Origin of the sequence: Polaribacter aestuariivivens (assembly GCF_005885675.1) — a bacterium.
Taxonomy (GTDB): Bacteria; Bacteroidota; Bacteroidia; order Flavobacteriales; family Flavobacteriaceae; genus Polaribacter; species Polaribacter aestuariivivens.
This window is the reverse complement of sequence record NZ_VANR01000001.1, coordinates 92,443-106,367: the sequence shown is the minus strand read 5'-3', so window position 1 is coordinate 106,367 and position 13,925 is coordinate 92,443. Positions and strand designations below refer to the sequence as shown.

Sequence of the window (13,925 nt, the reverse complement as noted above, 5' to 3'; positions counted from 1 at the left end):
AAAGACCTCAAAAGAAAATTTGAGGTCTTAGAAACTATATTTTATAAAAATTATTTTGGATTTAAAATATTATTTACCATTTCTAAAACATCATTATAATGATATTTTGTAATTTTATTTACATTTCTTCTGCTAGCTGAATTTAATTGATTTTTTAGTGTTGTTAATTCTCCTCTTACAATAGAAGAAATATCTGTACTTTTTGCGTCTTTATCATTCATTAAAGCATTCATTCTTTCAACAAAATATTTTTGAAGATTTCTTTTTTGCAAGTCAACATTTTTAGTTGAATATATTTCAGAAAATATTCCTTTTCTAAGATCTTCAATCATACTTAATGCAGTGTAATTATTTTTTTCAATTACATCTGCTTCAATCATTCTGTCTAAAGTTCTGTAATTTAAAATACTGCTTAAAATTCGGTTTTGGTAACGGCTTAATTTACTTGTATAACCAGTTTCATCAACTTTATTTAATATGTTTTTATCTAATAACCAGCTTTGTGTTTCAAAAACATTTTTCTGAAGCCAATTCATAGATTCTTTTTGTACATCTTTAGCTACAGGAACATAAATATCACCAGTTTGTGAAGGTTTTTTATTGTACTCATAAACTCCACCAATATTACCTGCAACGTGACCAGCATATCTTCCCCAAACACTTAGTAATTCACCATAAAGTTCGTCTAAATCATCATAATTATTTGTTTGATTAGACGTCCAATCTGGTAAGTTTTTGGCAACTATTTTTAAGTTTTTAACTCCGTAAGTACTTGATTTTACTTGGTCATTTCCAATTCCTTCAGTTTGTGCAGACGGATCAAAACGTTGCGCACCAAATCTATAAATTGGATCGTTTGCTTTGTCTGAAATCCATTTGTCTAAAGTTTTAACTTCTGCTTCTGGAGTATTTGCGTTAGGAATTCTACGATATCCCCAATTGATTGCATAGTGGTCATAAGGCCCTAGTTGTCTGATAAATCTGATATTTTTATCTCCAGGTTGTGCTACGTAATTATATCTTGCATAATCCATAATTGTAGCAGCAATACCATATTTTTGAGTGAAACTTCCAGATCGTAAAGAGTCTGTTGGGTATGCATAACTAGCAGCCATATTATGTGGTAAGCCTAAAGCGTGACCAATTTCGTGTGCAATTACCATTCGCATCATGTCTCCAATTTCTTCATCTGGAGTATCTAAAGTTCTTGCAGATGGATTTGCTGCACCAGTTTCTAATAAATATCTGTTTCTGTAAGAACGTAAATGGTTGTGATACCATATAATATCACTTTCTAAGATTTCTCCAGAACGTGGGTCAGAAACGCTTGGTCCAACTGCATTTCTAGTTGTGCTTGCTACATATCTAATTGAAGAATAACGAACATCTTCCATACTAAACTCTGGATCTTCCTCTTTAGTAGGTGGCATTTTTGCCATTATTGCATTTTTAAAACCAGCAGTTTCAAAAACTTTTGCCCAATCATCTACACCTTGTTTGATGTATTTTCTTAATTTTTTTGGTGTTGCAGGGTCTAAGTAGTAAATTATTGGTTTTATTGGTTCTACCAATTCTCCACGATTATAGGCAGCTACATCTTTAGGTTCTAAGCGCCAACGTCTAATATATCTTTTATCATCAGCTTTTAAAGCTTCTGAACTATAATCTACATTTCCCATTGAAAAGTAACCAACTCTTTTGTCATAAATTCTTGGCATCATTGGATCTTCAGGTAATAATATCATAGATTGATTGATGCGCATTGTAATTGTATTGGTACTTCTATTGCTTGGAGGAGCATCTGAATCAAAAGAAAAATCTTGAATTACCTCAATGTTTTCTGGGTAACTTTTTATTGAGTTGATGAAACTTCTTGAAGGGTCTAAACGCCTAACTTTATAGGTGCTTCTATAATACGAAGGTAAACCAGAAATTGCTTTTACGTCTGTAGAAAAGAACTTGGTAACATCTATTAAAACTGCTGTAGAATCTTGGTTTTGAGTTTTTATGTCGAATGCATAAATAACTGGTTCTGAATTATTTGCTTTTACTGATTTGTAAATAGGTAAAGAATCGTTTGCAATTGCATTGTATGATTTTACTTTTAAAAGAATTTTGTCTTTAAATTGTTCCCAAACAACTACTTGAGTATTAATTTTAGACCCTGCATTTACATAGCCACCTCCTAAATCTGCAGGTAATTCTTTAATTCTTGTTACTAACAACATTTCTTTTCCAAAATATGATTTTGGAATTTCATACATGAATTGATCTTTTGTTTCATGTACTTTAAAAAGACCATCATCTGTCTTGGTGTCTTTTTTAACAAAATCAGTATATTGTTTTGTTTTACTTTTTTTTGGAGTGGTAGTTTTTTCGCTTTTTTGATTTTTTAATAATTTACTGTTTTGAGGAGAACAAGCATAAAGTATTAAAAAAGATAAGAATAAGATAATTGTTTTTTTCATGAGTTGGTATGTTGAACATTTTACATTAGCAAATTAATAAAAAAGTGCTTGCAATTGCTCTTATAGTTGTGTTAAAAAAAAAGCTCAAAATTTGATAATTTTGAGCTTTTTGGACATTATAATGAGTTTTTTTTAATATAAACTCTTAAATTTTGTAGGATTTGATTCGTGCATAATTTCATACACTTTTTCAAAAATATCTTCAGCAGAAGGTTTAGAAAAATAATCGCCATCTGTACCATAAGCAGGTCTATGTGCTTTTGATGTTAATGTTGCTGGTTTGCTATCTAAATATTCGTAACCATTTTGTTTTTCTAAAATTTCTTGTAAAATATAAGCAGAAGCTCCTCCAGGAACATCTTCATCAACAATTAATAATTTATTTGTTTTTGCCAAACTTTTTACACAATCGTGATTTAGATCAAAAGGTAATAAACTTTGTGCATCAATAATTTCTGCATCTATACCAACTTGTAATAATTCTTTTGCAGTTTCTTCTACTATTCTTAATGTTGATCCGTAAGATACTATGGTAATATCTTTACCTTCTTTTATAGTTTCTGTTAGTCCAATAGGTGTTTTGAAGTCACCTAAATTTGTTGGTAACTCTTCTTTTAATCTGTAACCGTTTAAACATTCTATTACTAAAGCTGGTTCATCTGCTTGTAAAAGTGTGTTGTAAAAACCTGCAGCTTTTGTCATATTTCTTGGTACTAAAACATGCATTCCACGAACATTATTAATGATACCTCCCATTGGTGATCCAGCATGCCAAATACCTTCTAATCTGTGACCACGAGTTCTTATAATTAAAGGTGCTTTTTGTTTACCAAAACTTCTGTAGTGAAGTGTTGCTAAATCGTCACTCATAATTTGTAAAGCGTATAATAAATAATCTAAGTATTGGATTTCTGCAATAGGTCTTAAACCACGCATTGCTAATCCAATTCCTTGTCCTATAATGGTTGCTTCTCTAATTCCGGTATCGGAAATTCTGATGTCACCATATTTTTCTTGAAGCCCTTCTAATCCTTGATTTACATCGCCAATATAACCTGCATCTTCTCCAAAGATAACAACTTCTGGATGTTTGTTTAAAATAGCATCGAAGTTATCTCTCATTACAATTCTTGCATCTACCAAGTTTTTATTTTGAGAATATGAAGGTTTGTTTTCTACAACATTTAATGCGCTTTCATTATTTTCACTATGTAAAAAAGAAGAATATTTATGAGCGGCATCTTTAATAGTGGCTTTTATAAATTTTTGTAATTCTGTTTTTTCCGAAAAATCTTCGTCACTGATATAACGAAGTGCCTTTCTAGTGGCAATTAAAATGTCTTTTCTAATTGGTTCCACTAATTTTTCTAAATCAGTTTTAAGCTTGTCAATAAAAACACTGTTCTTACTTTTACTGGCAACTCTTTCAAGTAATTTTACAGCAACAACTGCTTCTTCTTTAATTTCGTTATTAAAAGCGTTCCAAGCATTTCTTTTTGCTGTAGTAACAATTTTTTTTGCTTCTTTTTCTAATAATAAAATATCTTCTTCAGAATCTACAAAACGTAAAATATCATCAGACTCTGTTTCTAATTCAAATTCTAAGATCCACTTTCTCATTTTGGTAATACAATCGTGTTCTTTTTCCCACTGAAGTCTTTCTTTATCTTTATATCTTTCGTGAGAACCTGAGGTAGAGTGACCTTGTGGTTGTGTTAATTCTTTTACATGAATTAAAACAGGAACATGTTCTTCTCTAGCTATTTTTGAGGCTTTATTGTAAACGTCTATTAGTTGTACATAATCCCAACCGTTTACAACAAAAATTTCATAACCATTATTTTTATCGTCTCTTTGAAAACCTTTTAAGATTTCTGAAATATTTTCTTTTGTAGTTTGATGTTTTGCGTGAACTGAAATTCCGTATTCATCATCCCAAACGTTCATTACCATTGGAACTTGTAAAACTCCTGCAGCATTTATGGTTTCAAAGAATAAACCTTCGCTTGTACTTGCGTTTCCAATGGTACCCCAAGCAACTTCATTTCCTTGGTTAGAAAAATTAGTTTTATTCTGAACGCTTTTTTCGTTTCTGTAAATTTTTGAAGCTTGTGCCAAACCTAATAAACGTGGCATTTGACCTGCTGTTGGAGAAATATCTGAACTAGAGTTGTATTGTTGTGTTAGGTTTTTCCAGCTACCATCTTCATTTAAACTATGTGTTGCAAAATGACCTCCCATTTGCCTTCCTGCAGACATTGGTTCTAGCTCAATATTTGTGTGAGCGTATAAACCAGCAAAAAATTGCTGTGCAGTAAGTTCGCCAATAGCCATCATAAAAGTTTGATCTCTGTAATATCCAGATCTAAAATCGCCTTTTTTAAAGGCTTTTGCCATTGCTAATTGAGGTACTTCTTTTCCGTCACCAAAAATACCAAACTTAGCTTTACCTGTTAAAACTTCTCTACGACCTAGCAAACTACACTCTCTACTAATTTTAGCTATCTTATAATCGTTTAAAACTTCTGCTTTAAAATCTTCAAAAGATAATTCTGTATTACTTTTAGATAGTGTTTTCTGTAGCATTTTTCTTAAATTTAGTCTTTTGCAAAGATAGTTTTTTTAGTTGATATTTAAAAATATTTTATTTGATTGAGAATATCGTAAAATAAACAGTTTTTTTAGAGATAATTTACGAATACGATAATTTGAAAAGCTTTGTTTTCATTTATTTAATTTTTTAAAAGAATCCACGTCTAAAAAAGTTAAAAATAGCACCAAGATCTCCAGTAAAGGTAAATCTAATTTTTTGTGGATATGCTTCTTGAGAAATTTCCCAACCATTATTTGAGTATAATGGAAAATAAATTTCAAAAATATTGTGGATAAAATTAAAGCGAATACCATTTTCATAACCAAAAAATAGCGGTTCTTTTCTGTTTTTTAGAAACGCAACATCGTTATAAAACTCAATCCATCTCCATAAACCAATGCTAGAGTTTAGTGAAAGCATGTATTGATTTGCGAATCTTGTTGGTAAAACAGATTTAAAGCCACCTTCAGTTATTATAAATTGTTGACTGAAAATACCGGAATCTTCTGAACGACCATAATAATTTAGCTGAAATAGGTAATCATTTGCCCTGTCTAAACCAAAACTAAAATAATCGCCCTCTGAATTGTTATGAATAAAAGTACCAGCAAAAACTCTAAAATCTAATTGTGTGTCTGATGAAGTGAGTTTTCTGTATCTAAAATCTACTGCAGCTTTTGAAAAGTCTTTTGAAAACTCTGTGCTAAAATTGTAGCGCAGTTCTTTAATGATATCTGGATTGATGTAGTTGTAACTCAAGCTTAATACGCTGTAACTGTCTTGATCTGTTTTTATAGCAGTTGGTGCTACTTCTTTATCAATAGAAACTAGCTTAGCTGTAATAAATTCGCTAGTTGCATCTCTTAATGATTTTCTTTTAAACTGAATATCAACAAAAGGGTTTAAAGAACTGTAAGATAAATCTGGAGCATATTGCAATGTGTTTCCGGCAATACCATATGAGATTTTGTAAATGCTTGTTTCTTCAAAAAACTGATTGTATAAAATTGAAAAAGAACCATTTATCATTTGGCTTTTTAGTGCATAAGCTGGAGCTATTCTAAATTCTAAATTTCTTTTTATAAGTGGTTTGTTATGAAATTTCATACCTAAAATTAAACCGTCATAAAAATTATAGCCTACATTTGGTTGGTAAAATAACTGATTGTAATTTGGTGCTTTAACATCTTTTATTAGAGTGAATTTAAAAGGTTTATTAAAAAACTTTTTTTCTGTATTATACCAATTATCAAGCGTGTTATATTCTGGATATATATTTTCGTAGTTTAAAACTAGTTGATCAAATTCGTCTTTTGCAACTGCAATTGTTTTAGTGGAATCGATATTTGTAAGCCATTTTTTTAATTTTATTTCTTTGTTTTTTATTCCATAAAAAGCAACTGGAGCAGTAATGTTTCTTTTGTTTTTTATAATTACTTTTAAACTGTCTTTTTCTTCTTTTACATCATCAATTGTATAATCTATTTTTTTGTTTGTGTGTAAATAATCTTTAAAAAACCAGTTTATATCTTTTTCGGTATTTGTTGATAGTGTTTCTTGAAAATCTTTAGTAGAGGTGATGTTTAGTTTGTTTTGCTGATAAAAATTGTAAATACTTTTATCTAAAATTCCTTCGCCTAAGAATCCGTTTAAATAGGTAAAACCCAAACCAGATTTGTATTTACTAACAATTTTTCTGTTGAAGTTAGATAAAGAATCTGCAGAGGTTGTTAAAGATTGATCTAAAAATTTTCTTGCTGTAAATTGATAAATTAGTGGATACTTTTCGTTAAAATTTAACTTGGAAATATTAAATCGTTTTAAAAACCAAGAATTAGATACTTTACCTAAAAGTTTTATTTCTGGATAAAATCTATTCACATACTCTAACATTAAGTAGTTTTGTAAACCATCAATTAGCCAATAGTCCGTTCTTTGATTTATTAATAATGTTTGCTCCAAGTATCTTTTTGAAATGGCTTTGAACATTTTTAAATCATATTTAAAAATATCTGAATAAGGACTTAAAAAATCTGGTAATTGAGTTAACCCATAAACAGGGTTTTTACCTTGCGTAGTTTTATCAATAATAACTTTATCTAATGGAAAATCACCAAGAAAATTCTTCAAAAATTTAATTTCTCTATTTAAAATATCTTTAGTTAAATCATCATTAATATCATCTTCTAAAACGTCTGTAACTATGTTGTGAGAATCTGTATTAAAATTTTTAAAATTCGATTTTTTTTCAATATTTAAAATTACATCTTTTTTGTTTTTTCCATACAAATGATATTCAAAAGAAGGTTGTTTTTTTACTAAATCTTGTTTTAAACTACTTACTAAGGTTAGGTTGCTTGGAGTTGTTATTTTAATATCGAAAGTGGTTACATCTTCAAATAAATCGTCTAAATTAAGATTACTCATTATTTGCCAATCACTTTTATAAATAGCTGGAGTGATATACCAATATCTTAAATGATAGCCATTATTGTTTTTACCATAACCAGTAAATTTTGCGTTTGGTATTTTTACAATATATGTAATTTTAATACGAACATTTTCTTTTGGCTTTAAAGGATTTTCTAAATAAACTTCAAGAATATCTGGTCTGTTTTCAAGTTCTTTATAAATACTATTATTAAAATTGATGGATATGTTTTTAATTTTAGAATATCCTATATCTTTTTCATTTGCAAAGTATAAATCTTTTCTAAAATCTTCAATAAAACGTTTGGAAAGTGGTGTTTCTCTATCTTTAAAACTGTTTGCCCAATTATGTAAAAAAATACTGTTTAATTCTGTATTAGAATTATTGAAATACAAGATTTCTTGCTGAATTTGAAGTGTGTTTTTCTCTGAGTTTAAAGTTGCATTTATTTGAATTTCATTTTGTTGAGAAAATGTAATTGTAGTTACTATAAAAAGTAAAAAAGATATGTAGTAACTTTTTTTCAACTAAATTTTTACGAATTTTAGAGGTTTGTTATTATCACTTTTTAAGTAATATATTCCTTTTGAAAATGCACTAGTATTAATTTTTAATTGTTGCTGGTTACTAATGTGTTTTTCGTAAACAATTTGACCTAACTGATTGAAAATTATAACTTTTTGGGAAAATAATGTATTATTTAATTTTAAAGATAAAAAATTAGTAACCAAATTAGAATTCGCAAATGTAATTGGTTTAATATTATCAATAGAAAGGGTGTTTTCTGGAGTTTCTAGTTCCATAACAATAGGTAAATGGTCGCTAAAAAAATATAAAGCATTTCGTAATTCTTGTGAGAATTCACCTGTGCAATTAGCGTTACTTACAAAAGAGTTATAGCAATTACCATTGTTGCCAACAGTTTTATAAGAGTTGTTTTTGTAAAATAAATTTTCATTTGTTTTTAAGTTTTCAGACATCATAATAAAATCGAAACGATCATCCATTCCTCCTCCAGAACCATCACTTAAACTATTGGTTCTTGTAGACTGTGAGTGAACGTTTTTAAAATTACTATTATTCCAAAAATAGGTGGCATCAAAATCATTATCATAATAATCTTTTCCATCTTCAGGAAATTCTGGGCACAAAGCATTTATAGGATCTACTAATTTAATAGGATTGTTTGGGTTTATAATTTGCCGAAAACCTTCCTCATTACTTGTGTAAAAATTAAAATCGCCAGCAAACAAAACTGTACTGTTTGCAGGCAAACGATCTAATTCTCTAACTAAAGAATTTACTGACGACAACCTTTTTTGCCTGTTTTCAATTCCTCTAGATGCTTTTAGGTGTGTAACAAAAACCTCAATTCTAATTGGATTTGTGGTGATAGATGCTGTTTTGATTTTAAATGTATAATGGTTTATATCTCTAACAACTGTTGGTATTACACTTTGGTATTCCAACTCTAATTTTTCACTATTAAAATACACCATTTGTAACAAACTTCTATCGGAAGAAGTTCCAAATTGAAATTGTGCAGGTACAAAATTAGCATTGTGTGCTTTAACAGCATTATTAAATAAATAATTACTTGCAGATTCATTTTTTAGTTCGCAAACCATGAACAAATCTGGTTGAACATTATCTAAAATTGTTTTCAAATAGGCAGTTCTATTTTCACTTTCAAAATTAGAATTATAATTTAACACATTATAAAACATAGTTTTTATATTGGTTTGACCCAACAAAAAGCTTGAGGAAAAATAAATAAAAAGAATAGCAACTCTTTTTAAAAACATCTTAGAAATTTGGTTTTAACTGATATTTAGCATAGAATTTATTTAGGTGGTCAATTGCTTCATCTGCAGTATCTACTACTCTAAATAATTTTAAATCTTCTAATCCAATATTTTTTTCTGTTATTAAAACATCTTTTACCCAATCTAACAATCCACCCCAAAATTTAGACCCAACTAAAACGATAGGAAAACGCCCAATTTTTTTTGTTTGAATTAAAGTTATTGCCTCAAAAAGTTCATCCATAGTTCCAAAACCACCAGGCATTACAATAAAACCTTGCGAATATTTTACAAACATTACTTTACGAACAAAAAAGTAATCGAAATCTAAACTTTTACCTGGATCAATCCAAGGATTGTCATGTTGTTCAAAAGGCAATTCAATATTTAAACCAACAGAAGTTCCTTTTCCTCTGTTTGCTCCTTTATTACCAGCTTCCATAATTCCTGGACCACCACCAGTAATTACACCATAACCGTTTTGGGTTAATTTAAAAGCAATTTCTTCTGCCAAAATATAATAAGGATGATCTGGCTTGGTTCTTGCCGAACCAAAAATAGATACACAAGGTCCAATTTTACTTAGGGTTTCATAACCTTCAACAAACTCTGCCATAATTTTAAAGATGGCCCAAGAATCGTTTGTTTTTATTTCATTCCAAGTTTTTTGATCTAGCTTTTCACGTATTTTTCTATCGTCGTTCGTCATTGTATATTGTTTAGGTTTTCTTGTTTTCTGAAAAAAAATCAGAATGCTAAATTAGTTCTTTTTTAAGAATTTAGTAAATAGAATTGTGATGTTTATTTCAAATAATTAGATTTGCAACTTTCCAATTTAAAATTAACTATGAATAAAAGAAAACATTTACTCCTAAGCATTTTAACGTGCTTTATTTTTACAGCTACAATTTCACAAAATAAAATAGATTCTTATTGGAATTTATTATTAAAAAACCAACCTACAGCAGCTTCTGAAGAATTTATTAGTAAAAATAAAAATTATAAAAATTCTATTGAAACTTTAATTACCAACGAAATTTTAAGAAACGAAAACGGTTTAATTAATGGTGCTTCTGACGGATTTATAGAGCAATTAAAAAAATTTGATAATTACGAGTATTATGTTTATGCTTTTTGGAACAACCCTTTCATTTTTGATAGTTATTTAACCACTGGTTTTCATAACTCAAATAGTAGCGTTATTGATGCTTTTGAAGTTGATGAATTTAACAATCAAACAATTAAACATGCTTTACAATATGTAAAAGCAGTAAAAAATAGAGACAATAAAAACTACGAAAGCTACAAAAATAAGTTGGCTACAATACCAGTAATTAAAAATTGGCAGTTTTGCGGCGTTTTTGAAAACCTTAATAAAAGTGGTTTAGATAAAGAGTACGAGCCAGAAACTTATGCGAAAAACGACAAAGAATTCAATGCAAATTCAAACGGAAATGTTTCATGGTATGTACCAAATAAAGCATATACAAATGAAACATATCAATTTTTTACAAATCATTCAGAGTATGGTTATGGAGTTCATTATGCACAAACTTTTATTAATTCTGATACTGAAAAAAGAGTACAATTACGAATTGGAAATTCCTCAGCTTTTAAAGTTTGGTTAAATGATGTTTTAATTTATGAAAACACAAAAGATGTAGGTACAGATATAGATGCTTATATAGTAAACGTTACCTTACCAAAAGGTACAAGCAGACTTTTAATTAAAAATGCAGAAAATAATGGTACACCTTATTTTATTGCAAGATTTTCAGATACAGAAGGAAAACCAGTTGAAGGTTTATCATATTCTAACGAGTTTAAAAAATATAATGTTGGAAGTATTACTACTATTAATCCTGTAAAAGTTGATGATAATATTGCAGAATTTTTCATCAATAAAATTGCTGCAAATCCAAATGACTTTTTTTACAAGTACGCCTTAATGAATCTTTATTTGAGAAATCAAAGATATGAGGATATAAATACAATTTTAAATCCGCTTTTAGAAGAGTATCCAAAATCGTCATTATTAAGAATTTTAAAAACCTATAGTTTTAGTTATGAAGGAGATTTTAATTCTGTAAATGAAATAAATAGAAATATTTATTTAGATGATCCAGATTACTATTACTCTTTGGTTAAAAAAACAGCGGAGTTTACAAAACTAACTCAAATGGATATAAAAGAGTTAGAGGTTTTTTTAGCAAAATTAACCAAAGCAACCAATTATCCTGTTTTAAAATACATAGCCAAATTTGTTTTAGATGCTCGTAATGAAGATATGACATCGTTAAGAGAAACAATGAATTTGTTACATGACGCTGCAGCTGATAGAGTTACAGTTTTACAACGTTTTATACCTCTTTACGAAACTGTTTTTCAAGAACAAGAAAAAACAATTAGTGAATATGAAAAAGTATTAAGGAAAAAATTTAGTCCAACTTTAGTTGCAGGTTTGGCTAGGTATTATGATAAATTAGACAGAAAAGATGATGTGCTTAACATGTATAAAGAATATCATGAAAATTTTCCTGGAGAAAATGAATTTTTATTCACCTTAGTAAAAAAGCAGCATGAGTACAAAAGGTTTAAAGAATCTTTACCCTACATAAATAAAATAATTCAAAATTACCCTTATTCTTTCTTAGCGATGGAATATATGGGAAATGCACAACAGCAGCTTGGAAATAAAAAAGAAGCATTAAAGTATTATAAAAAATCTTTGATATACAACAATGGTAATTCTAGTTTGTTAAATAAGATAGAAACACTTTCTAGACAAGGAAGTTTGGTAGATGTTTACGCACAAAAAGAAGTTTATAAATATGTAGAAGCAAATAGAAATAAAAAAACAGAAAATAATTATGGTGTAAATATTTTGTTAGATGATAGAGTTGTGCAACTTTATGAAACAGGCTCAATAAAATCTAAAAGTACTTTTTTATATGAAATGACTTCAGCTTCTGGTGTAGAAAATTATAAAGAATATAATTTAGGTTTAACAGGTAATTACAACATTTTAAAATCAGAAATTATTAAAAAAGACAAAAGTATTGTTCCTGCAGAAAGAACAAAATCTAACTTTGTTTTTAACGGTTTAGAAGTAGGTGATGTAATTCATATATCTTACCAATATTTAACAACAGGTTCTGGTAGATTTTATAAAGATTATGTAGATGCGTATCAGTTTGATTCAGAAAATTACTGTTTAAGAACAAAGTATACTTTTATAGCACCTAAAAACACAGATTTTATATATGAAGTAGCAAATGGAAAATTGCCTTACTCCAAAAAAAATAATAAAGATTATACCATACATACTTGGGAATTGGTAAATGCCAAAGAATTACCAAAGTCTGAAGATTATAGACCATCATCTGCAGATTATGCAAGAGTTTTACATATTAGTACTATAAAATCTTGGAATGAAATCGCAACTTGGTATTCAGATTTGGTTCGCTCTCAATCTATTTTTAATAGTGAAGTAGAAAAGAAATTCAATGAAATTTTTCCAGAAAAAGATGTAACTAAATTATCGGAAGAAGAAAGAGCAAAAAGAATTTACTATTACATAATGAATAACTTTAACTATAGTTTTGTAGAGTTTAAACAAAGTGGTTTTATTCCACAGAAACCAGTCAAAACAATTTCCTCTAAATTAGGAGATTGTAAAGATTTTTCTACACTATTTGCCACTTTTGGAAGAAAAGCAGGCTTGGATGTAAACTTGGTTTTAATACTTACCTCAGATTATGGAAAAAAATCGTTATTAGTTCCTTCACAAGATTTCAATCACTGTATTGTAAAAGTAAAATTGAATGGAGAAGATCAATTTTTAGAACTTACAGATAAAAACTTACCTTTTAAATCTGTACCAAACAGTTTGTTAAACGCAACAGGTTTAGAAATTCCTTATAAATCTAATACTGGTAAAGATTATAATTTATTTCACTTAACCAATATGAAAGGAATACAGTCTAACAATATTTCTGAAATTTCTTTAATTGTTGATGATAAAAAAACACAAACGATGGTTGTAGATGCTAAAATATCTGGAAGTTTAGCATCAGCTTATTTCAGTATTTTTGGTAATGATAGCTATGATTTGATTCAAAAAGATATTTCAGACGATTTTAAAGGTAGAATAGGTGATGGCTTGGTTTTGGACACCATTACAAATATCAAGGCGAAAAAAGGAGGAGAGTTTATTTCTTACACAACTAAAATGCATATTAAAGATAAGATGAATGAAATGGGGTCTATGACATTTTTTAAACTACCAATGATTTCTCACGCTTACAATGCAGATATTGTTAGTTTAGAAAAACGAAAATATCCAATTATGTATCAAAATTATGAAAATGCAAATTTTTATAAAACAACCTATACTATTGAAATTCCGAAAGAAAAGAAGTTTATAGAAATACCTGCCAACAAATCTCTAAACTATAAAAAACACGAATATAAAATCACTTTCGAATCTATAAGTGATAATCAATTAAAAATTGAATTTATAGGAAAACCAGATTTAAGTGATATTTCTGTAGAAGAGTATCCTGAGTTTAAAAAATACGTAGACGATGTTTTAAAAGCAAAAGATATACTAATTGGCTATAAATAAT

6 protein-coding genes are annotated in these 13,925 nt (G+C 28.5%); 1 reads left to right on the top strand and 5 read right to left on the bottom strand.

Going from position 1 to position 13,925, the window contains the following annotated elements; all coding sequences use genetic code 11:
* Positions 1–50 precede the first annotated feature (50 nt).
* The 5 genes from FDT66_RS00425 to FDT66_RS00405 form a co-directional block, all read right to left on the bottom strand.
* Entirely contained in the window at positions 51–2,468 is a 2,418-nt protein-coding gene (locus FDT66_RS00425) for a zinc-dependent metalloprotease (RefSeq protein WP_138534177.1), read from the bottom strand.
* Between the two features lie 132 nt (positions 2,469–2,600).
* On the bottom strand, positions 2,601–5,054 hold the full coding sequence (locus FDT66_RS00420; protein ID WP_138534176.1) for an alpha-ketoacid dehydrogenase subunit alpha/beta: 2,454 nt from the start codon (positions 5,052–5,054) through the stop codon (positions 2,601–2,603).
* Between the two features lie 154 nt (positions 5,055–5,208).
* Positions 5,209–8,019, bottom strand: a complete 2,811-nt coding sequence (locus FDT66_RS00415) for a gluzincin family metallopeptidase (RefSeq protein WP_138534175.1) — start codon at positions 8,017–8,019, stop codon at positions 5,209–5,211.
* Positions 8,020–9,219, bottom strand: coding sequence for a T9SS type A sorting domain-containing protein (locus tag FDT66_RS00410; protein ID WP_171032283.1), 1,200 nt, complete (start codon positions 9,217–9,219; stop codon positions 8,020–8,022).
* Between the two features lie 79 nt (positions 9,220–9,298).
* A complete protein-coding gene (locus FDT66_RS00405) occupies positions 9,299–10,006 on the bottom strand; it encodes an LOG family protein (protein ID WP_138534173.1) in 708 nt (235 codons plus the stop codon).
* 138 nt (positions 10,007–10,144) lie between these two features.
* Here FDT66_RS00405 and FDT66_RS00400 point away from each other — a divergent pair, with 138 nt between their 5' ends.
* Positions 10,145–13,924: a transglutaminase domain-containing protein gene (locus FDT66_RS00400; RefSeq protein ID WP_138534172.1), complete on the top strand. Its 3,780-nt coding sequence runs from the start codon at positions 10,145–10,147 to the stop codon at positions 13,922–13,924.
* Position 13,925 lies beyond the last annotated feature (1 nt).